Origin of the sequence: Brevundimonas mediterranea (genome assembly GCF_014196125.1) — a bacterium.
Lineage (GTDB): Bacteria > Pseudomonadota > Alphaproteobacteria > Caulobacterales > Caulobacteraceae > Brevundimonas > Brevundimonas mediterranea.
The window spans coordinates 1,390,665-1,411,408 of record NZ_JACIDA010000001.1; the positions used below are offsets into that span (position 1 = coordinate 1,390,665).

Annotated in this window: 25 protein-coding genes; 18 read left to right on the forward strand and 7 right to left on the reverse strand. The window is 67.2% G+C overall.

Annotation, left to right across the window (positions count from 1 at the left end; translation table 11 throughout):
- The first annotated feature begins 23 nt into the window (after window positions 1–23).
- The 3 genes from GGR11_RS06950 to GGR11_RS06960 all read left to right on the forward strand — a co-directional run bounded on the left by GGR11_RS06950 (window position 24) and on the right by GGR11_RS06960 (window position 2,850).
- Window positions 24–485 carry a hypothetical protein gene (locus GGR11_RS06950; protein WP_183195994.1) on the forward strand — a complete coding sequence of 154 codons (462 nt, stop codon included), beginning with the start codon at window positions 24–26 and terminating at the stop codon, window positions 483–485.
- A gap of 10 nt (window positions 486–495) precedes the next feature.
- Window positions 496–993, forward strand: coding sequence for a hypothetical protein (locus GGR11_RS06955; protein ID WP_183195995.1), 498 nt, complete (start codon window positions 496–498; stop codon window positions 991–993).
- Window positions 994–1,056: 63 nt separating this feature from the next.
- Window positions 1,057–2,850, forward strand: coding sequence for a DUF885 domain-containing protein (locus GGR11_RS06960; protein ID WP_183195996.1), 1,794 nt, complete (start codon window positions 1,057–1,059; stop codon window positions 2,848–2,850).
- A 151-nt stretch (window positions 2,851–3,001) separates the two neighbouring features.
- Here the strand turns inward: GGR11_RS06960 and GGR11_RS06965 are convergent, their stop codons facing one another.
- Genes GGR11_RS06965 through cysG form a run of 5 tightly spaced genes read right to left on the reverse strand, consistent with a single transcriptional unit; the run spans window position 3,002 to window position 8,426 of the window.
- Window positions 3,002–4,000: a cysteine synthase A gene (locus GGR11_RS06965; protein WP_183195997.1), complete on the reverse strand. Its 999-nt coding sequence runs from the start codon at window positions 3,998–4,000 to the stop codon at window positions 3,002–3,004.
- A 35-nt stretch (window positions 4,001–4,035) separates the two neighbouring features.
- Window positions 4,036–5,115 (reverse strand): phosphoadenylyl-sulfate reductase, encoded by a 1,080-nt coding sequence (locus GGR11_RS06970; RefSeq protein WP_183195998.1) that lies wholly within the window; start codon window positions 5,113–5,115, stop codon window positions 4,036–4,038.
- Window positions 5,099–6,769, reverse strand: coding sequence for a nitrite/sulfite reductase (locus GGR11_RS06975; RefSeq protein ID WP_183195999.1), 1,671 nt, complete (start codon window positions 6,767–6,769; stop codon window positions 5,099–5,101). The genes GGR11_RS06970 and GGR11_RS06975 overlap by 17 nt, the downstream gene beginning before the upstream one ends.
- Window positions 6,769–7,044, reverse strand: a complete 276-nt coding sequence (locus GGR11_RS06980) for a DUF2849 domain-containing protein (RefSeq protein WP_183196000.1) — start codon at window positions 7,042–7,044, stop codon at window positions 6,769–6,771. The genes GGR11_RS06975 and GGR11_RS06980 overlap by 1 nt, the downstream gene beginning before the upstream one ends.
- The gene (gene cysG / locus GGR11_RS06985; RefSeq protein WP_183196001.1) at window positions 7,041–8,426 is read right to left on the reverse strand and encodes a siroheme synthase CysG; all 1,386 of its coding nucleotides are present in this window, start codon (window positions 8,424–8,426) and stop codon (window positions 7,041–7,043) included. The genes GGR11_RS06980 and cysG overlap by 4 nt, the downstream gene beginning before the upstream one ends.
- Window positions 8,427–8,550: 124 nt before the next feature.
- On the opposite strand from cysG, the gene gcvA reads away from it, so the two are divergent.
- From gcvA to GGR11_RS07010, 5 genes are all read left to right on the forward strand, one after another.
- Window positions 8,551–9,480: a transcriptional regulator GcvA gene (gcvA, locus tag GGR11_RS06990; RefSeq protein WP_183196002.1), complete on the forward strand. Its 930-nt coding sequence runs from the start codon at window positions 8,551–8,553 to the stop codon at window positions 9,478–9,480.
- Between the two features lie 50 nt (window positions 9,481–9,530).
- On the forward strand, window positions 9,531–10,832 hold the full coding sequence (gene purB / locus GGR11_RS06995; protein WP_183196003.1) for an adenylosuccinate lyase: 1,302 nt from the start codon (window positions 9,531–9,533) through the stop codon (window positions 10,830–10,832).
- Window positions 10,829–11,341: a DNA-deoxyinosine glycosylase gene (locus GGR11_RS07000; protein ID WP_183196004.1), complete on the forward strand. Its 513-nt coding sequence runs from the start codon at window positions 10,829–10,831 to the stop codon at window positions 11,339–11,341. Before purB ends, GGR11_RS07000 begins: the two co-directional genes overlap by 4 nt.
- 12 nt (window positions 11,342–11,353) lie before the next feature.
- Window positions 11,354–12,196 (forward strand): formyltetrahydrofolate deformylase, encoded by an 843-nt coding sequence (gene purU, locus GGR11_RS07005; protein WP_183196005.1) that lies wholly within the window; start codon window positions 11,354–11,356, stop codon window positions 12,194–12,196.
- A 106-nt stretch (window positions 12,197–12,302) separates the two neighbouring features.
- Window positions 12,303–12,932: a fasciclin domain-containing protein gene (locus GGR11_RS07010; protein WP_183196006.1), complete on the forward strand. Its 630-nt coding sequence runs from the start codon at window positions 12,303–12,305 to the stop codon at window positions 12,930–12,932.
- A 181-nt stretch (window positions 12,933–13,113) separates the two neighbouring features.
- Here the strand turns inward: GGR11_RS07010 and GGR11_RS07015 are convergent, their stop codons facing one another.
- Window positions 13,114–13,437 (reverse strand): DUF1476 domain-containing protein, encoded by a 324-nt coding sequence (locus GGR11_RS07015; RefSeq protein WP_183196007.1) that lies wholly within the window; start codon window positions 13,435–13,437, stop codon window positions 13,114–13,116.
- Window positions 13,438–13,722: 285 nt separating this feature from the next.
- Between GGR11_RS07015 and purC the strand changes: the two genes are divergently transcribed.
- The 10 genes from purC (at window position 13,723) to GGR11_RS07065 (ending at window position 19,643) form a co-directional block, all read left to right on the forward strand.
- Window positions 13,723–14,481: a phosphoribosylaminoimidazolesuccinocarboxamide synthase gene (gene purC, locus GGR11_RS07020; protein ID WP_183196008.1), complete on the forward strand. Its 759-nt coding sequence runs from the start codon at window positions 13,723–13,725 to the stop codon at window positions 14,479–14,481.
- A complete protein-coding gene (gene purS / locus GGR11_RS07025) occupies window positions 14,481–14,717 on the forward strand; it encodes a phosphoribosylformylglycinamidine synthase subunit PurS (RefSeq protein WP_183196009.1) in 237 nt (78 codons plus the stop codon). The genes purC and purS overlap by 1 nt, the downstream gene beginning before the upstream one ends.
- A gap of 44 nt (window positions 14,718–14,761) precedes the next feature.
- Entirely contained in the window at window positions 14,762–15,022 is a 261-nt protein-coding gene (locus GGR11_RS07030) for an AbrB/MazE/SpoVT family DNA-binding domain-containing protein (protein ID WP_183196010.1), read from the forward strand.
- Window positions 15,019–15,423 carry a type II toxin-antitoxin system VapC family toxin gene (locus tag GGR11_RS07035; protein ID WP_183196011.1) on the forward strand — a complete coding sequence of 135 codons (405 nt, stop codon included), beginning with the start codon at window positions 15,019–15,021 and terminating at the stop codon, window positions 15,421–15,423. Before GGR11_RS07030 ends, GGR11_RS07035 begins: the two co-directional genes overlap by 4 nt.
- A gap of 29 nt (window positions 15,424–15,452) precedes the next feature.
- Complete coding sequence (locus GGR11_RS07040) at window positions 15,453–15,932, forward strand: YbhB/YbcL family Raf kinase inhibitor-like protein (RefSeq protein WP_183196012.1); 480 nt, start codon at window positions 15,453–15,455, stop codon at window positions 15,930–15,932.
- Window positions 15,933–16,003: 71 nt separating this feature from the next.
- Window positions 16,004–17,230: an MFS transporter gene (locus tag GGR11_RS07045; protein ID WP_221205099.1), complete on the forward strand. Its 1,227-nt coding sequence runs from the start codon at window positions 16,004–16,006 to the stop codon at window positions 17,228–17,230.
- Between the two features lie 25 nt (window positions 17,231–17,255).
- Entirely contained in the window at window positions 17,256–17,486 is a 231-nt protein-coding gene (locus GGR11_RS07050) for a hypothetical protein (protein WP_183196013.1), read from the forward strand.
- Window positions 17,487–17,519: 33 nt separating this feature from the next.
- Window positions 17,520–18,182: a phosphoribosylformylglycinamidine synthase subunit PurQ gene (purQ, locus tag GGR11_RS07055; RefSeq protein ID WP_183196014.1), complete on the forward strand. Its 663-nt coding sequence runs from the start codon at window positions 17,520–17,522 to the stop codon at window positions 18,180–18,182.
- A gap of 31 nt (window positions 18,183–18,213) precedes the next feature.
- Window positions 18,214–19,029, forward strand: a complete 816-nt coding sequence (locus tag GGR11_RS07060) for a hypothetical protein (protein WP_183196015.1) — start codon at window positions 18,214–18,216, stop codon at window positions 19,027–19,029.
- 125 nt (window positions 19,030–19,154) lie between these two features.
- Window positions 19,155–19,643 (forward strand): hypothetical protein, encoded by a 489-nt coding sequence (locus GGR11_RS07065; protein WP_183196016.1) that lies wholly within the window; start codon window positions 19,155–19,157, stop codon window positions 19,641–19,643.
- A gap of 6 nt (window positions 19,644–19,649) precedes the next feature.
- Here the strand turns inward: GGR11_RS07065 and GGR11_RS07070 are convergent, their stop codons facing one another.
- On the reverse strand, window positions 19,650–20,738 hold the full coding sequence (locus GGR11_RS07070) for an aspartyl/asparaginyl beta-hydroxylase domain-containing protein (protein ID WP_183196017.1): 1,089 nt from the start codon (window positions 20,736–20,738) through the stop codon (window positions 19,650–19,652).
- Window positions 20,739–20,744: the final 6 nt, after the last annotated feature.

Consider the following 20,744-nt stretch of genomic DNA (forward strand, 5'->3'; position numbering starts at 1 on the left):
TCGCCATCAGCGGGGGCTGATCCATGAACCTTGTTCTCGCGGTCGCTCTGGCGGCGGGCCTTCAGGCGGCCGCCCAGGCGCCTTCACCCCCATTGGCCTGGACCTGGACCCTTTACGAAAGCGAAGGCCCTGTCGTACTGGCCAATGAGGTGACCGACACCCCGGCGCTCAGGGCCACGCTGCAGTGTGCGCCCCGATCCAACGTCGCGACCGTCACTCTCTACGACACCGACGCCAGGTCCGCGCCGGAGACCCAGCCCGGCTTCGCCCGACTGACGTCCGGCGCGGCTTCGACCACCAGCGCGGCGCGAATTGGGCGCGGCGGAAGGCTGGAGGTCACGCTGCGCACCGATCATCCCCTGTTCGCGGCCTTCGTCGGCTCCGGCGACATGGCGATCATGACGGGCGACCGAACCGGCGCGGTCAAGGTCGAACGACCCCATCTTGCCAAGCTTCGCCGCTTCGCGGATCGTTGCGCCGGATAGGAAACCGATCATGCGTCTGCTGAAGCCCCTGTTGCCCCTGCTCGCCCTGTCGGCCCTGGCCGCCTGCGCCACGCCTGCGCCGGTCTCGACCTCCATGGCCGACGCCGGCGCCCCGGCGCCGACCCCGAACTATGACTGGTTCCTCAACCAGGAAGCCCGTGAAAACACCCTGGCCTACGGCGTCGCCAACAGCGACGAGGTGAAGCTGAAACTGTTCTGCGGCTCCGGCTCGGGCGCGCTGGACCTGGCCGCCGTACTGGAGAAGCCGTCGCGGCAGCTTCATCTGGAATCCGGCGGCGACACCGAACGCTATCCGGCGACGTCCGAAGACGCCGGCGTCACCGACGGTCATTACGCCGAGGCCAAGGCCCGCACACGCGATCCGGTCTTCCAGCGTTTCCGTCGCCTGGGTTGGATCGCCGTCTGGGACGGCGACCAGAGGCGGACCTACGCCGCCCACCCCCAGACGCGCGCCGACATCGAACGCTTCTTCATCGCCTGCAACTGATCCCGACGGCTTGACGCGCCCGTCCGGCTCGGCTTGCCTGCAAGGTCTGTTCTGGAGGGCGTCATGAAGATCTCTTATCTGGCCGTCGCGGCCCTGCTCGCTGCGGCGTCGCCGGCGGCGGCCGTGGCTCAGACGGCCTTAGCGTCGCCCCCCGCCGCCCTCGCCCCCAGTCCGTCCGACGTCGCACTCGACGCCCTGATCGCCGATTACGAGGCCTATCTGAAGTCGATCGACCCCTTCGCCGCCAGCGGCGAGGGCGATGTCGAGGCCATGGGCCGGGTGCCCGACCTGTCACGCAACTTCGAACTGGCCCAGCGCGCGCCGCTGCAGGCTTTCGTCGCCCGGCTTGACGCCATCGACCAGGCAAGTCTTTCCCACGCCGGCGGCATCAACCACGCCTTCCTGCTCTACACCCTGAACCGCAGTTTGGAGGGGCTGGACTACGACACCTCGCGCCTGGCCTTCGACAGCGAGGGCGGCCCTGGAACATGGGCGCTCTACATGGGCGGCGGCACACGCCTGAACTCGGTGACCGAGGCCGAAGCCTATATCCGCCGCATCCGGGCCTTCGGAAACATCTACGCCCAGACCACGGACAACGCCCGGCGCGGCCTGGACACCGGCCTGGTCCAGGCTCGTTCCGTGACCGAGAGCGCCCTGGCCGGGGCGCGCAACGACGTGGCGATCACGCCCGACGCCGAGCCCCTGCTGAAACCCTTGTCCACCCTGCCCCCGACCGTGTCCCAGGCGGACAGGGATCGTCTGACGGCCCAGGCCGCGTCGGCCGTCGCCTCGACCATCGTTCCGGCGCGCCAGGCCTGGCTGAGCTTCCTCGAGACCGAATACCTGCCCAAGGCCCCGGTCGAACCCGGTCTGGGAAATCGTCCCGGCGGCAAGGCGATGTACGCCTATCTGGTGCGCGGCCACACCACCACCGACCTGACGCCGGACCAGATTCACCAGATCGGCCTGTCCGAGGTCGCCCGCATACGGGCCCGGATGGATGTAGAGATGAAGGCCGCCGGCTGGACCGGCGACTTCGCCGGCTTCCTGGCCTTCCTGCGCACCGATCCGCAGTTCTACGCCCCCACGCGCGAGGCCCTGATCGAGAAGGCGTCGGAGATGGCCAAGCGCGCGGACGGCGGCCTGCCGGCCCTGTTCGCCACCCTGCCCCGCCTGCCCTACGACGTGCAGCCGGTCCCGCCCCAGATCGAGGAAAACTACACCACCGGCCGCTACAACGGCGGCTCGATGCAGAACGGCGTCGCCGGCCACTATGTGGTCAATACGTCGAAGCTGAACCAGCGGCCGCTGTACGAACTGCCGGCCCTGACCCTGCATGAGGCGGTTCCGGGCCACCACATCCAGATCGCCCTTCAGCAGGAGGCCGAAGGACAGCCCTATTTCCGGCGTCAGGCCAATGTGAGCGCCTTCACCGAGGGCTGGGGCCTGTACGCCGAATATCTGGGCGAGGAGATGGGCTTTTACCGCACCCCCTACGAGCGGTTCGGCCGTCTGTCCTACGAGATGTGGCGCGCCTGTCGTCTGGTCGCCGACACCGGCCTGCACTGGATGGGCTGGAGCGAGGAACAGGCCCGCGCCTGTTTCCGCGACAACTCGGCCCTCGCGCCCCACAATATCGAGACCGAACTCCAACGCTACATCGGCTGGCCGGGCCAGGCCACGGCCTACAAGATCGGCGAGATCCGCCTGCGCGAGATCCGGACGCGGGCGGAACGCGAACTGGGACCGAAGTTCAACATCCGCACCTTCCACGACGCGCTGCTGACGGAAGGCCCGCTGCCGCTTGCGCTGCTGGACCAGCGCATGGACGCCTGGATCGCGGCGGAGAAGTAGGACCTTCCCCCGCTTGAGGGGGAAGTGTCAGGTCGTGGCGCGAAGCGGCACGCCTGACGATGGGGGAAGTCTTCTGTTCAAACGAGACTCCCCTCTCCGACCCTGGTCCGCTGCGCGGACGCCGGGCCACCTCTCCCGCAAGCGGAGGGTCTTACGCCCACGCCGGAACGGGCAATCCCTTCGACGTCAGGAATTCCGGATTGAACAGCTTGGACGCATAGCGCGAGCCCGGATCGCACAGGCAGGTGACGATGGTCTTGCCCGGCCCGATCTCGCGCGCCAACCGTACGGCGCCGGCGATATTGACCCCGGCCGATCCACCCAGCGACAGGCCTTCATACTTCACCAGGTCGAACAGGATCGGCAGGAATTCCGCGTCCTCGATCCGATAGGCGTGGTCGGGCTTGAATCCCTCCAGATTGCCGGTGATCCGCGCCACCCCGATCCCCTCGGTGATCGACGAGCCCTCGCCCGTCATCTCGCCCTTGGTGAACCAGTTGAACATGGCCGCGCCGGCCGGATCGGCCAGGGCGATGGTCACGTCCGGCTTCTTCTCGCGCAGATAGGCGGCGACGCCCGAGATGGTGCCGCCCGAGCCGACGGCCGAGACGAAGGCGTCGATCTTGCCGCCCGTCTGTTCCCAGATCTCCGGGGCCGTCGTCGTATAATGGGCGTCGCGGTTGGCGGTGTTGTCGAACTGGTTCGCCCAGATGGCGCCCGCCTCTTCGCTGTCGTTCAGTTCCGCCGCCAGACGCCCGGAATAGTGGACGAAATGGTTGGGGCTGGAGAAGGGGGCGGCGTCCACCTCGACCATGCGCGCGCCCAGCGAACGGATGGCCGACTTCTTCTCTTCCGACTGGGTGCGGGGAATGACGATGACCACCGGATGGCCAAGGGCCGCGCCGACCAGGGCCAGGCCGATGCCGGTATTGCCCGCCGTGCCCTCGACGATGGTCCCGCCCGGCTTCAGCGCGCCGGACGCCCGCGCGCCCTGGACGATGGACAGGGCGGCGCGGTCCTTGATCGAACCGCCGGGGTTCATGAACTCGGCCTTGCCCAGGATTTCGCAGCCCGTCTCATCGGACAGGCGGTTCAGGCGGACCAGCGGCGTATGGCCGATCAGGTCGATGACGGACGGTGTGACGGACACGGTTCAGCTTTCAGGCGAGGTCGAACGGGAGGGGATCAGGCCGCGACCTGACGTCGTCCTAGGTGGATGCCGCACTCGACCTTGTCCATCCCCGACCAGCGTCCGGCCCGCGCCTCTTCGTCGTCCTGAACCGCGCGGGTGCACGGCCAGCAGCCGATGGAGCGATACCCCTGCTCGACCAGCGGGTGACGCGGCAGGTCGTGCGCCTCCAGCCAGGCCTCGACGTCGTCGGCGTCCCAGTCCGCCAGCGGATTGATCCGCAGCACCCCATCCAGCACCTCGAACGGCTTCAGCTGGGCGCGCGTCGCGGCCTGATAGCGTTTGCGCCCCGTGATCACGGCGTTGAACCCCGCCGTCGCCCGCGCCAGCGGCCGCACCTTCCGCAGGTCGCAGCAGGCGTCGGCGTCGGTCCGCCACAGGTCGTCGCGCGCGTCCAGGGTCGCTTTTTCGTTCGCGTCGGGCGTCACCAGCCGCACGTCGGTCAGACCCAGAGCCTTGGTCAGCTGGGTGCGATAGGACAGGGTCTGGAGGAAATGCTGCCCCGTCTCCAGGAAGACCACCGGCACGTCCCGGTCCGTCTCGGCGACGATGTGCAGCAGGGCCGCCGATTCCGCCCCGAACGAAGATATGGCCCCGACGCGCAGGCCCAGGGCCGGGTCGAGCGCCGCCTTCAGGATCTCGGACGCATCCTTGCCCGCCGTCTCGCGGTTCAGCCGGTCGGCCAGACCTTGCAGGTCGGGGTCGTTCGACGCCGCCCGTCGCCTCTGCCAGATGGTCGGCGCCGGATCGACGGCGGGCTGATAGGAACCGCTGAACGCTTGACCCATCCGGTCCCACGCCGCCGCATCCGCGCCCGGCGCCAGCTCGACCGCGTCAAAGCCCGATCGCCGCAGGTGCCGCGCCTGATCGGGCAGAACCTTGCCCGCCGCGATCAGCCGCCCGGCATAGCCCCGCTCGCGCAGCACCGCCGCCAGCGAGAAGCCGCGCCCATCGCGAAAGGCGTCGAACTCCAGCACCAGGACGTCGGTCGCGGCGGCGGCCGCTTCGACCTCATCCAGCGGCGTCGTCACCGACAGACGCGGTCCGTTCTGAACCCCCTCAAGCGTTTGCAGCATCGAGCGTCTCATAGATGGCGTCGCGGAAGGGATCGGGACCGACGCGGCGCACCGTGTCGATGAACCGCTCGCCCTCGGCGCGGATTTCAAGATAGCGGTCCAGGGTCCGCTGGATCGCGGGCGCGACCTCGTCCGCCGGCAGGCTCTTGCCGACGATGTCGCCCAGGGCCGCCTGTTCGTCGGGCGAACCGCCGACGGTGATCTGGTAATATTCCTCGCCCTTCCGATCGACGCCCAGCACGCCGATGTGGCCGACGTGGTGATGGCCGCAGGCGTTGATGCACCCGCTCATATTGATCCGGACCGGCCCCAGCCTCTCCTGATAATCCATGTCCGCCAGCCGCTTGGACAGGGCCTGGGCCACCGGGATCGATCGGGCGTTGGCCAGGCTGCAGTAATCCAGTCCCGGACAGGCGATGACGTCCGTCGCCAGATCGGCGTTGGCGGTCGCCAGCCCCGCCTCGCGCAGCGCCCGCCACAGCGTCGGCACATCGTCCAGCTTCACATGCGGCAGGACCAGGTTCTGCTCATAGGCGGCGCGCAGTTCGTCGAAGGCGTAGCGCTCGGCCAGATCCGCAACCGCGTCCATCTGGTCCGCCGTGATGTCGCCCGGCACCCCGCCGAGCGGCTTCAGCGACACCACCACCGAGGCGTAGCCCGCCTTGCGGTGACGCCGCACATTGTTCCTCGCAAACCTGGCAAAGTCCGGGTCGGCCAACAGGGCGCGGTCGAACGGCGCGCTGGCCTTGGGCAGATCCTCGAACGGCGGCGGGGCGAAATAGGCCTTGATCCGCTCGGCCTCTTTCTCGGGGATCCGCAGATCTTCGTGGCGCAGGGTGGCGTAATGCTTGTCCACCTCCTCGCGGAAAGCCTCCAGCCCGACCGAGGCGACCAGGATCTTGATCCGCGCCTTATGGATATTGTCGCGCCGTCCAAGCAGATTCCATGCCCGCAGGATGGCGGTCAGATAGGCCAGCAGGTCCGCCGCCGGCACGGCCGAAGCGATCTCCTGCCCGATATGCGGCAGACGTCCCTGCCCCCCGCCGACAAAGACGCGGAAGGCCGTCCCGCCATCCTCGCCCTTGACAATCTGGAGGCCCACATCATGGGTCCGGATCGCCGCCCGATCCTTCTCGGCCCCGATCACCGCGATCTTGAACTTGCGCGGCAGGAAACTGAATTCCGGGTGGATCGTCGACCACTGGCGGATGATCTCGCACCACGGGCGCGGATCCTCGATCTCGTCGTCCGCCGCCCCGGCGAAGACGTCCGTCGTCGTGTTGCGGATGCAATTGCCGCTGGTCTGGATGGCGTGCATCTCGACATCGGCCAGGTCGCTCAGGATCGCCGGCAGGTCGGTCAGGGCCGGCCAATTGTACTGGATGTTGGTCCGCGTGGTGAAATGGCCGTAGCCCTTGTCATAGGCGCGGGCGATATGGGCCAGCTGGCGCATCTGCCGGCTGTTGACCGTCCCATAGGGAATGGCGACCCGCAGCATATAGGCGTGCAGTTGCAGATAGACCCCGTTCATCAGCCGCAGCGGCTTGAACTCGTCCTCGGTCAGGGCGCCGGACGCGCGGCGCGCCACCTGGTCGGAAAACTCCTCGACCCGTTCACGCACCAGGGCGTGGTCGAACTCGTCGTAGCGATACATCAGCCCACGCCTCCCGCGACGCTGTGCCCGACAGTCGGTCCGGCAGAACGAATCCGCTCCTTCAGCCGATCGCGACCCGAGGGGACATGGCCCTGAACCTCGACCAGATAGGGATTGACGAAGATGTCCGGTCGCCCGGCGACCTCGGCCAGCACGATCTCGGCCGTCGTCTCGTCCAGCACCGAGGCCTGGTCGATGCCCTCGACCGGCTGAGATCCCACGCCCGCATAGATGACGCGGCCGTCCGACAGGCGGTTGGCGGTCACGATCTTCACGCCGCCACCTCCGCCCGCACGTCCAGTTGGGCCGCCGAAAACGCCGCCGTCTCGCCGACGAACAACAGGGTCGGACCGTTCAGGTCGGCGCCGCGCACCAGGGCGCCCAGCCCGTCCAGACGGCCGGTCAGGACCCGCTCGTCCGGCCGGCTGCCGTTCTCGACGACGGCGACCGGCGTCGAGCCCAGACGTCCGGCCGCGATCAGCTTCGCCGCCGTCTCCTCGGCCCGGTCCACGCCCATATAGATGGCCAGGGTGTGGTTGGGCGCGGCCAGCCTGGCCCAGTCGGCGTCGCCCCCGCCCGGCTTGGCCTGGGCCGTCACAAAGGTCACCGCCTGGGCGTGGTCGCGGTGGGTCAGGGGAATGCCCGCTGACGCCGCGCAGGCCAGGGCCGCCGTCACGCCCGGCACCACGAAGACCGGAACCCCCGCCGCCCGCATGGCCTCCAGCTCCTCGCCGCCGCGGCCGAAGACAAAGGGATCCCCGCCCTTCAGCCGCACGACCCGATGGCCGGCCTTGGCTTCCTCGATCATCAAGGCCTCGATCTGATCCTGGGGCACCGAATGTTCGCCGCGCGCCTTGCCGACATACAGGCGTTTGGCGTCGCGCCGCGCCCGCTCCAGCACGGCCTCGGGCACCAGACGGTCGTGAATAATGACGTCGGCGTCCTGCAGCACCCGAAGCGCCTTCAGGGTCAGCAGCTCCGGATCGCCCGGCCCAGCCCCGACGATATGGACCACGCCCTGTTCCGGCGCGGCCGAATTCAGCAGACGCAACATCTCGCGCCGCGCCTCGGCCGTGCGGCCCGCCGCCGCCAGATCGGCCGCCGGTCCCCGGAACGCCTTCTCCCAGAATCGACGCCGGGCCATGAAGTCGGGCACATTGGTCTTGACCGTGTCGCGCAGCTCGCGCGCCAGCCGGGCCACATTGGCCAGCCCCGCCGGCAGCACCCCCTCGATCCGCGAGCGCACGTCGCGCGCCAGTATGGGCGCCGATCCGCCGGTGGCGACCCCGATCACAACCTCGTCCCGGTCGATCAGGGCCGGGGTCTGGAAGTCGCTCAGATGGGGCTTGTCGACCACATTGACCTGGGCCCCCGCCGCCCGCGCCAGGGCGCCCAGCCGCGTCAACTCATCCGCGTCGTCCAACGCCATGAACACCAGACGCGCGCCCGCCAGATCCCCGGCCTCGGGCGTCCGCAGCACCGGCTCAGGCGCACTCAGCGGAATTTCCATCCGGGGCGGCGCCCCGTCGGGCGCGAACCACAGCAGCTCGGCCGGCGTGTTCAGGAACAGTCGCAGCTTCGCGAGGGCGGGCTCGCCGCCGCCTATGATCACGATCTTGGCGGCCTCAAGCGGAATGGAGGCGAGAAATACACGCATCGTCTTGCTTTCAGGGTCGTCATCAGGGGAAGAAGGGACGACGGCAGGACGCGAACCATCGGCTTCCCCGCCCAGACCCGCAAACCAGATTGCCTTTGGCTCGCTGATAGGATTTCTAACGGCGATGGCTCGTTCCCTGCTCCCGCTCAACGCCCTCCGCGCCTTCGAGGCCGCCGCGCGTCACCTGAACTTCTCGCGCGCCGCCGACGAACTGGCCGTAACGCCGGGCGCCGTCAGCCAGCAGATCCGCCTGCTGGAAGACATCGTCGGCGGTCCCCTGTTCGTGCGCGAGGCGCGTGGTCTCCAACTGACCGACCTGGGCCGATCCTCCGTCCCTCTGCTGCGCGAAGGGTTCGAGCGGCTGATGGACGCCTCGGCCCTGCTGCGCGAACCGCCGCGCCGTAAACAGGTGTCGATCAGCGTCGCCCCCGGCTTCGCCTCGAAATGGCTGATGCCGCGCATGGACGACTTCCACACCGCCCATCCCGAGATCGAACTGTGGATCTCCGCCGACATGGAGCCGGCCGACCTGACCGAGGGCAAGGTCGATCTCGCCGTCCGCTACGGCCCCGGCGACTATCCGGGCCTGACCGTGGACCGGCTGATGACCGAGACCGTCCTGCCTGTCTGCGCTCCCTCTCTGATGGACGGCGAACACCCGATCCGCACGCCCGCCGACCTGATGCGTCACACCCTGCTGCACGACATGTCCAACGACGGCGACCCCAGCCGCCCCGACTGGGCCATGTGGTTGAAGGCGCGCGGCGTGCGCCACCCAGACCCGCGCCGGGGCTCGCGCTTCAACCAGTCGGGCCTGTTGATCGAGGCCGCCATGGCCGGCCGCGGCGTCGCCCTGGCCAAACGCACCTTGGCCCAGGCGGACCTGGCCTCGGGCCGCCTGGTCGCCCCCTTCCCCGACGGCTCGGAAGCGGTCGGCTTCGCCTATTACGTCGTCCAACCCCGCGACCGCCCGCCCTCGCCCAGCGCCACGGCCTTCGTCGCCTGGCTGAAGCGGCAGGCCGTGGATCACGACAATACGATGGGGCAGCTTTAGAGCACCGCAAACCTTGACTCCGACGGCGGCCGGACCGACACGACCGGCCCATGATCACCCGCTATTCCCGCCCCGCCGCCGCCGCCATCTGGTCGCAAGAGACCAAGTACAAGATTTGGTTCGAGATCGAGGCCCATGCGGCGACCAAGATGGCCGAACTGGGCGTCATCCCCCAGGAGGCGGCGGACGCCATCTGGGCCAAGGGCAAGGACGCGACCTTCGACGCCGACCGCATCGACGAGATCGAGCGCACGACCAAGCACGACGTCATCGCCTTCCTGACCCATGTGGCCGAGATCGTCGGCGACGAGGCGCGCTTCCTGCACCAGGGCATGACCTCGTCGGATGTGCTGGACACCTGTTTCGCGGTTCAGTTGGCCCGGTCCTCGGACCTGCTGATCGACGGCGTGGACCGGGTTCTGGCCGCACTGGAGACCCGCGCCAAGGAGCATAAATACACCCCGACCGTGGGCCGCAGCCACGGCATCCATGCCGAGCCCGTGACCTTCGGCCTGAAGCTGGCCGGCTATCACGCCGAGTTCCAGCGCGCCAAACGCCGCCTGATCACTGCCAAGGAAGAAATCGCCACCTGCGCCATCTCCGGCGCCGTCGGCACCTTCGCCAATGTCGATCCGGCCGTCGAACAATATGTCGCCGACAAGATGGGGCTTCAGGTCGAGCCGGTCTCGACCCAGGTCATCCCGCGCGACCGCCACGCCGCCTTCTTCGCCGCCCTGGGCGTCGTCGCCAGCTCGGTCGAACGGCTCGCCATCGAGATCCGCCACCTGCAGCGCACCGAGGTGCTGGAAGCGGAAGAGTTCTTCGACAAAGGCCAGAAGGGCTCGTCGGCCATGCCGCACAAGCGCAACCCGATCCTGACCGAGAACCTGACCGGCCTGGCCCGTCTGGTCCGTTCGGCCGTGACCCCCGCAATGGAAAACGTCGCCCTGTGGCACGAACGGGACATCAGCCACTCGTCGGTCGAGCGCGGCATCGGCCCCGACGCCACCATCCACCTGGACTTCGCCCTGCACCGCCTGGCCAATGTGGTCGAGCGGCTGAACGTCTATCCCGAGAACATGCAGGCCAATATCGACCGCCTGGGCGGTCTGGTGCACTCGCAACGGGTCATGCTGGCCCTGACCCAGGCCGGCATCTCGCGCGAGGCCGCCTATGCCGCCGTGCAGGAGAACGCCATGAAGGTCTGGCGCGGCGAAGGCGCCTTCCTGGACTTCCTGAAGGCCGACGAGCGCGTCACCCTGCCCGCCGAACAGCTCGAAGCCCTGTTCGACCTCGGCTATCACACCAAGAATGTGGACGTGGTGTTCAACCGGGTGTTCGGCGAGGGGTGAGCCCCCAGCCGCAAGACGATCGCCGCATCGGCTTCCCCCCCGTCGTCGATGCGGACACCCGCCTGTTGATCCTCGGCAGCCTGCCCGGCGACGCCTCGCTGAAGGCGGCCCAATACTACGCCCACCCCCGCAACGGCTTCTGGCCGCTAATCGGCGGCGTGCTGGACGAGCCCCTGACCGCCCTGTCTTACTCCAACCGCCTGGACCGGCTAAGAGCGCGCGGCGTCGGCCTGTGGGACGTGATCGCCTCGGCCCGGCGATCCGGCAGTCTGGATGCGGCGATCCGGTCGCCCGAGGCCGCCGACCTGCGGGGTCTGGTGAACAGCCTGCCCAGACTTCGCGCCGTGGCTTTCAACGGCGGCCTGGCCGCAAAGCTGGGAAGGCGGGTCCTAGCCGACCTCGACAGCGTCACCCTGATCGACCTGCCGTCGTCCAGCCCCGCCCATGCAATATCCTTGTCGGCAAAGACCGAAACCTGGGCCATACTAGGGAAGTTTCTCCCCGGATAAGCCTTCCACCTGATGATCCTGACCCTTTCATGCCCCGACCGCCACGGCATCGTCGCGGCGGTTTCCGCCTTCCTGCTGGAGCGGGACGCCAATATCTCGGACGCCCAGCAGTTCGGCGACGCCTTCAGCGCCACCTTCTTCATGCGGGTGGTGTTCGAGCCGGCCGACGGCGACGCCCTGGCCGCCATCCACGCCGCCTTCACGCCGCTTGCCGACCGTTTCGCCATGGACTGGACCCTGCGAGGGCCGGAGCCGCGCAAGGTGATGATCCTGACGTCCAAATTCGATCACTGTCTGGCGGACCTGCTGTACCGCTGGCGGATCGACGAACTGCCGATGGAGGTGACGGCCGTCGTCTCCAACCACCCCCGCGAAATGATCGGCCATGTCGATCTGGGCGACCTGCCCTTTCATCATCTGCCCGTCAGCGCCGCCGACAAGCCGGCGCAAGAAGGCGAACTGCTGCGCCTGATCGAAACGACGGGCACCGAACTGGTCGTTCTGGCGCGCTATATGCAGATCCTGTCCGACGATCTCAGCGGCCGGCTGGCGGGGCGGTGCATCAACATCCACCACTCCTTCCTGCCGGGCTTCAAGGGCGCCCGGCCCTATCACCAGGCCCACGCGCGCGGGGTGAAGGTCATCGGCGCCACCGCCCACTATGTCACGCCCGACCTGGACGAAGGCCCGATCATCGAACAGGACGTGGAACGGATCAGCCACCGCGACACACCGGAAGATTTGATCCGTAAGGGTCGTGATATCGAGCGTCGAGTTCTGGCTCGCGCAGTCCGAAGACACTTGGAAGACCGCGTATTGCTGCACGGCACAAAGACCGTCGTCTTCGAAGACTGAATGGCCAAGCTGCGTCCTCTTGTCACGCCGCACGCATCCTTTAGGTGAACTCGAACGTAACCTTGTCGTGACCGCCACAGCGCGGACCAACAGGGAACGAAACACCATGACAAATCTTCGCACGCTCATGCTCGTCGCCGTATCCGGCGGGGCGCTGATGGCGCTCGGCGCCTGCAACAACAACGAAGCGGCTGCGCCCGCAGAGTCCGCCGCCACGGCCCCGGCCGAAGGCGCGGCCATGGCCCCGATGGCGGCCGACCCCATGGTGGGCGGCGCGGCCATGAGCCCGAACGAGACCATCGTCGCCAATGCGTCCAAGGCGTCGAACCTGTCCACCCTGGTCGCCGCCGTTCAGGCCGCCGGCCTGGTCGAGACGCTTCAGGGCCCAGGCCCCTTCACCGTCTTCGCCCCCGACAACGCCGCCTTCGACAAGATTCCCGAGGCCACCCGCACCGCCCTGATGCAGCCGGCCATGAAGGCCGATCTGACCAAGATCCTGACTTATCACGTGGTCGCCGGCCGTCTGACCGCCGCCGACATCGCCGCCCAGGCCCAGGCCAACGGCGGAACCGCCACCCTGGAGACGGTCCAGGGCGAAGACCTGACGGTCGCAGCCGGCCCCAACAACACCTGGGTCATCACCGACGCCAAGGGCGGCAAGTCCACCATCACCCAGGCCGACGTGGCCCAGTCGAACGGCATGGTCCATGTCGTGGACACGGTGCTGATGCCGTAAAAATAATTTCGGCCCGGCCGGAACGGGCTGAAACCAAATCGGGCGTCTCGTGTTCTTCAAGGGCGCGAGACGCACAGTACGCCGGGTCAGACATCCCCCAACGTCCCCGGCAAAAAGAAAGGGCCGCACTTTCCCCCGGGTGCGGCCCTTTCGAATTCTGAACCAACCCGAAGGCCAGACCTTATTCGCCGGCGCGAATCTGCTCGCGGGCGATAGAGGCCAGCTCGTCGATCTTGGAGCGAATCTCGCCTTCCGACACCGACAGGCCCGAGGCCTTGAAGTCGCCGGCGACCTTGCGGAACACGTCCTCGTCGCCGGGCTGCTCCATGTCGGCGCGCACGATGGCCGCCGCGTACTGGTCGCTGCTTTCAGCCGACAGGCCCATCTTCTCGGCCGCCCACAGGCCCAACATCTTGTTGCGCCGGGCGATGGCCTTGAATTCCTGCTCCTGATCGAGGGCGAACTTGGCCTCGTAGCCTCTTTCCCGATCGTCGAAGGTCGTCATGTCGCTCAGCATAGCTCCGAACGCCCCGCTAACCTCGGGGCAAGCGCCGTCTATAGCCCGACCGTGTCTGAACGCAACATGACTTCCGTCGCATCCGCGTTCCCGCCCGCTCGCATAACCGTTTCGCCTCATTTGTATCGGAGGCCGCGTTCGGCTAAGGAGTCGCCGAACGAGATTGACTGCCCGAACGATTCCGAAACGCGCCGCCAGGACCGGGTCTTCCCCTTTCCATCATGGCCGCGCGATTTTTGTTTTTGGAGGGCGCCCGTAGGCCGGGACCGGAATATGAACAGCAAGCGCAAGAAGATTTACGAAGGCAAGGCCAAGATCCTGTACGAAGGACCCGAGCCCGGCACCCTGATCCAGTACTTCAAGGACGACGCCACCGCGTTCAACGCGCAGAAGAAGGCCGTCCTCGAAGGCAAGGGCGTGGTCAACAACCAGATCAGCGAATTCATCATGTCGCGCCTGAACGGCATCGGCGTGACCAACCACTTCATCAAGCGCCTGAACCTGCGCGAGCAGCTGATCCGCGAAGTCGAGATCATTCCGCTGGAAGTCGTCTGCCGCAATATCGTCGCCGGCTCGATGAGCCAGCGCCTCGGCATCGAGGAAGGCACGCCCCTGCCCCGCTCGATCATCGAATTCTACTACAAGAAGGACGAGCTCAACGACCCGATGGTCACCGAAGAGCATATCACCGCCTTCAACTGGGCCTCGACCCAGGAACTGGACGACATCCTGGCGATGACGGTTCGGGTCAACGACTATCTGTCGGGCATGTTCGGCGCCGTCGGCATCACCCTGGTCGACTTCAAGATCGAGTTCGGCCGCATCTGGGAAAACGACTTCAGCCGCGTCATCCTGGCCGACGAGATCAGCCCGGACAGCTGCCGCCTGTGGGATTCCACCACCGGCGAGAAGATGGACAAGGATCGGTTCCGCCGCGATCTGGGCAATGTCATCGAAAGCTACACCGAAGTCGCGCGTCGACTGGGCATCATGAAGGGCATGCCGACGGTGATCCAGGGAGGGCTGCACTAGTGGCTAAGGTCAAGGTTCACGTCTTCCTCAAGCCCGGCGTCCTGGACGTCCAGGGCAAGGCCGTCGAAGGCGCCCTGCAAGGGCTGGGCTGGGCCGGCGTATCGAACGCTCGCGTCGGCAAGCTGATCGAGTTCGACCTCGCCGGCGCCGAAGACCCCCAGGCCGAGGCCAAGAAGATGTGCGAGCAACTGCTCGCCAATACGGTGATCGAAGGTTATCGCATCGAGGCGGCCTGACGCAGATTCTTGCATGTAATGCACGATTGCATTACATTGTCGGCATGACCAAGCTCACCGTGACTAGCCGAGGCCAGGTGACCTTCCGCAAAGAGGTGTTACAGCATCTCGGCATCCAGCCCGGGCAGAAGATCCACCTCGACCTTCTGCCCGACGGCCGTGCGGAGCTCCGCGCCGAACAGATGAAGGGCTCTTGGTCCGATCTCTCGGGGTTCCTGAAAGGTCGAACGAACGGGGCGCGCCTGTCGATCGAAGAGATCGGCGCCCTGACCGCGCAAGCTGGCGCGGCCCCTGAAAAGCCGTGAATATCACCGCCGACACCAATGTCCTGCTGCGCGCCATCGTCGGCGACGACGAGGACCAGCAGCGTCTGGCGGTAGAGGCCCTGGAATCCGCTGATCGAGTGGCGGTCAGCAGCCAATCCCTGTGTGAATTTGCCTGGGTGCTGGCCCGAGGTTATCGCGCGTCTCGCGAGGATATCGCGACCGCCATTCGTCGCCTGCTGGATATGCGCAACATATCGGTGGATCGACCGACGGCCGAGGCCGGTCTCGCCGTTCTTGAGGCGGGCGGCGACTTCGCCGACGGCGTCATCGCCCATGACGGCCAATGGCTGGGCGGGGAAACCTTCGTCTCCTTCGACGTTCAGGCGGTGCGGCTGCTGGACCGCAGCGGCGTGAAAGCGCGTCTCCTGTCCGCCACTTGATTTTTGCACTCCCGAGGAAGCCCCTTTAGATGACCTTCACTCTCACCTCCACGGACGTCCAGGACGGCGGCGTCTTGCCCGACGCTCAGGTCCACGACAAGGGAAACACCTCGCCCCACCTCGCCTGGACCGGCGCGCCCGAGGGGACGAAGAGTTACGCCGTCACCTGCTATGACCCCGACGCCCCGACGGGTTCAGGCTTCTGGCACTGGACCGTCGCCAACCTCCCCGCCGACGTCACCGAGCTGGCGACCGGCGCAGGCTCGCCCGGCGGCGACCTGCCCTCCGGCGCGGTCCAGGGGCGCACCGATTTCGGCCAGGCCGGCTTCGGCGGCGCCGCCCCGCCCCCCGGCCACGGCCCGCACCGCTACATCTTCACCGTCTTCGCCGTGGACGTGGAGCGATTGGACGTCACCGCCGACGATTCCGGCGCCGTCTTCGGTTTCAACCTGCATTTCCACACCCTGGCCAAGGCCTCGATCACCGCGACCTACGAAAACCGCGGCTGAGGCGTTGATCCAAGGAGGAGGCTCCTTATGTTGCATCGCAATAGCCCCCTCCCCCTTTACGGATAGCTTTCATGGCCGCTGGCGGCGCCGTCGTCGATTCCGACGTCACCAACGAACCCATGAGCGCCGGACGGGTGGCCTTGGTGCTGATCGCCCTGGCCATGGGCGGCTTCGCCATCGGCGTGACCGAGTTCGCGGCCATGAGCATCCTGCCCGACTTCGCCGCCGGCCTGAGCGTCGACGCCCCGGCCGCCGGCCATGTCATCAGCGCCTACGCCGCCGGCGTCGTTGTGGGAGCGCCGATCCTGGCGGTGCTGGGCGCGCGCAGCCCGCGCTGGCTGCTGCTGATCGGCTTCATGGCCCTGTTCGCCATCGGCAACGGCCTGTCGGCCCTGGCTCCGACCTATGAATGGATGCTGGTCTTCCGCTTCCTCAGCGGCGTGCCGCACGGCGCCTATTTCGGCGTGGCGGCCCTGGTTGCAGCGTCGGTCGTGCCGCTGCATCTCCGCACCCGGGCCGTCTCGACCGTTCTGATGGGTCTGACGGTCGCCACGGTCATCGGCGTGCCCTTCGCCAATATGATCAGCCACGCCTTTGGCTGGCGCTGGACCTTCGCCATCGTCAGCGTCCTGGCGGTGACCACCATGGGTCTGGTCGCCCTGTTCGCCCCGCGCGATCCGGCCCATCCGGACGCCAGTCCCGTGCGCGAACTGGGCGCCCTGAAGCGGAGCCAGGTCTGGCTGACCCTGGGCGTCGGCGCGGTCGGCTTCGGGGGCATGTTCGCCGTCTACGCCTATCTGGCCTCGACCCTTCAGGCCGTGACCGGCGTCGGGCCGGAAATCATGCCCTGGGTCTTCGCCGTCTTCGGCGTCGGCATGTTCCTGGGCAATATCCTGGGGGCCTGGGCCGCCGACCGGATCGGCTTCCCGGCGGCGGGCGGCCTTCTGCTGTGGAGCGCCGCGGCCCTGGCCCTCTATCCCTTCGCCGCCCCGCACCTGTGGGCCGTCATGATCGTCGTCTTCCTGATCGGCGGCGGCGGCGGCCTGGGCTCGGTGCTGCAGACCCGTCTGATGGACGTCGCCGGCGACGCCCAGACCCTGGCCGCCGCCCTGAACCACTCGGCCTTCAACACCGCCAACGCCATCGGCCCCCTGCTGGGCGGCATGGCCATCGCGGCCGGCTACGGCTGGACCTCGACCGGCTGGGTGGGCGTCGGGCTGTCGCTGGGCGGCTTCGCGATCTTCGTGGCGGCGTGGGCGGAGGGACGGAGACGCGCCGCGTCCAATCGTTTGGCGTAACCACAGTTTATGGTAGTATGAACTCATGGCCGACGTCACCAACAACCTCATCTACGAAGTGCTGAAGTCCATGCAGACACGCCTGGACCGGATCGACGGCAATGTCGCCGGCGTGAGAGGCGAACTTCAGGCCATGCGCCTCCACCTCAACGGCCTGAACCAGGACGTCTCCAACCTGTATCAGATCGTTGATCGTCAGGACGCCCGCCTCGGCCGGATCGAGACCCGCCTCGGACTTCTTGAACCCGCGCACTGACATTTCCTGAAAACGGTGCTAGAGGCCCGCGCCATGAGCGCAGCCGTCATCGTCTTCCCCGGTTCCAACTGTGATCGCGACTGCAAGGTCGCCGTCGAACGCTCCACCGGCGAGCCCGTCTCGATGGTCTGGCACGCCGAGACCGAACTGCCCCAGGGCCTGGACCTGATCGTCATTCCCGGCGGCTTCTCCTACGGCGACTATCTGCGCTGCGGCGCCATGGCGGCCCAGTCGCCGGTGATGCAGGCGGTCAAGAAGGCCGGAGACGACGGCGTCGCCGTGGTCGGCATCTGCAACGGCTTCCAGATCCTGTGCGAGGCCGGCATGCTGCCCGGCGCCCTGCTGCGCAACAAGGGGCTGAAATACGTCTGCAAGCCCATCGCCCTGACCGTCTCCAATGGCCAGACCCGCTTCACCGCCGGCTACCAGGGCCAGCGCGAGGTGGTCATGACCCAGGGCAACGGCGACGGAAACTTCTTCGCCGACGCCGAAACCCTGGCCCGGATCGAGGGCGAGGGCCAAGTGGTCTTCCGCTACGTCGACAACCCCAACGGCTCGGTCAATGACATCGCCGGCATCCAGAATGCGCGCGGCAATGTGCTCGGCATGATGCCCCACCCCGACCGCGCCTTCGAGGCCGAACTGGGCTCCGCCGACGGCGCCGTGCTGTTCCAGAGCATCTACGCCGCAGCTTGACGGCAATCTGCCGTTGAGGCGAAGTGGAGCCATGGACGCCCTCCTCCCCGCCCTCATCCTCCTCGCAACAGCAACAACAGGCCATGCCCAGCCTGCGCAGACACCGGCCTCGGCCGCGCCGGAGGATTGGGTTCTAACCGTGGTCCCCGATCAAAAAGCTACGCTCGCCCTGGTGGAATTCACGTCAGGCATCAGTTTGGCCGCGCGATGCGTGGACGACGCCTATGACCTCCTGATCACCGGCCTTCCTGAAGCGCCGCAGCGCGCCACCACGCGCGATCTCGGGCTTGCCGTGGGAGACGACGACGTCACCCGCCGCACCATCTGGACCGTTGGCGAGGACCGAACGACCGCGTTCAGTCGCATCCCGGCCATGGTCGCGCGCCGCTTGGCCAAAGGCGGCAAACTTCAAATCGTGGCTCAGGGACCGGATGACCGCCGCTACCGCTATGTGATGGACATCAACCCTTCCAGCACGGCGATCGAGCAGACCCTGACGGCCTGCGGCCGGCCTCTGGTCGATCCTCGTGACAGTCTCACCGAAGGCGAAGGTCAAGACGGCCTTCCGACTCCGTTCACTTGGGAGAGGCTGCCGAATCCAGACTTCTCCACACAAGCCCTGGACGCAGGCGAAGGCTATGCGGCTCTGTCCTGTATGCCCCAACAAGACGGTCGCCTGTCTGAATGCCGGATCGAAAGCGAATGGCCCCGCCGCCTTGGCATAGGGAGGGCGGCGTTGCGATCAATGGGGCGCGCGCGACTGCGTCAAATCACGACAGGCGACGGGTCGGAGCCTCGCTTTGACAACCGTGTCGTCGCCTTTGCAATTACGTTCAAAGTGAAATAGGGCGCGATCCGTCCTCATTTGTTGCAGTCACGCCCAGTGACAAGACAAGGTTCTGTGTGTCTTTTGACATGCGATGATCACGGTTTGCGCTAACCTGAGGCTGCATCAGCGTCTCGGGGACGATCATGGCGACTATTCTCGGTCCACCGCCCCAAGCCGTGCGCGATGATCTCGGCCGACTGAACACCCTGCTCAAGGTCGTGCCGCCCAAGACGGCCGGCGACAATCTGCTGATAGCCACCTGGAACATCCGCGGCTTCGGCAGTCTGACCGAGAAGTGGGAAAGCGAGGACGGCGACAGCCCCCGCCGCGATTTCCACGCCGCCGTCCTGATCGTCGCAGTGCTCGAACGGTTCGACGTCATCGCACCCGGTCTGGAAAAGGTGCCGCGCACCCTCTGCTCGTCCGTGGAAAAGCCCGACGTAGCCAGCTTTTTCGACCAGATCGCCTGGTTCGAGCGGCGCAAGGACGGCAAACCCTACCTCTCCTCGGCGTTCCGCCAGGCCGCCGGCCCCAGCTTCCAGGGCGTGGTCCTGCAGAACCTGCCCCGCATCCAGCTGTCGTGGCGGATCAGCGACCACTATCCGCTGTGGGGCGAGTTCGGGCTCAACTGACCCGACTCAGGTCCCCAGCTTCGGCGTCGCCCCGCCCCCGGCGTCGATGGCGTCGAACAGGGCGCGGATCAGCCCTCGCTCCTCCTCGCTGATCTCGGGCTTCCAGACGTCGAAGATCAATATCGTCCGGTCCTGTCCGCTGTCGTTCCAGGCCTCATGCTCGATCGTGTCGTCGAACGCCCAGGCTTGGCCTTCCTTCCACTGACGCTGGTCCGATCCCACCCGGAACCAGGACCCTGGCGGCGCCACCAGCGGCAGGTGGCAGATCAGCCGGGTGTTGATCAGGCCGTGATGCGGCGGAATCCGCGCCCCGGCCGCCAGTTTCGAGAACAGGATCGACGGCGACCGTCCGGGAATTATGCTCAGCGGCGCGGCTTCCAGCGCCTTGAGCGTCTGCGGGCACCGCGCGGCGACCTCGGGAACCACCGCGCCGTCCTTCCACAGGAAAACCGCGCTCCAGGAGGGGTTTTCCAGCATGCCCGCCTGTCCGCTGCGCGGTCGGTTCGAGCGGTCCTCGACATAGGGTGCGAACAGGGCGGGTTCGGCCAGAACCGCCTCCAGTTCGGCGCGGATGGCGGGCGCCGCCGCCTCGATCGCCGCCAGCCAGGGCGTGTCGGCGCGGGGCTGGAACTGGACCTGGGGCAGGCCTGGAAAAAGATAGAATTTCGGCTGCTGGTGATACAGCGGCTTGCGCCCTGTCAGCAGGTCCAGCGACAGGGCGAACCGCGCGCTGGATTGGGCTTCGTCAAATCCGCGCGCCTTTATCCCGGCCAGAAGCTCCTCCTCGAACCGGCGCCTCATGTCCGCCAGCGCCTGTTGCACCCGCCGCAACTCGCCCTTCAGTTCAGGATCAGCGCCGCGCTGTTGCGCGCTCGCCAGGGCCGCGCCGTAAAAGCTCGAGGCGGACCGCGCATCGCCCCGGGCGGCAAAGGCGTCGCCCTTGAGAATATTCCCCAGAACGTTGCGTCCATCGACACCCAGCACCCGCTCCGCCGCCGCGAACGCCGCGTCGGAATCTCCGCCCGCTCTAGCGGACAGGGCGTGCTGAAGAAGCGTCTCCAGAGCGACGGCGGCGTCTGCGTTCATGCGCGGCATGAACGA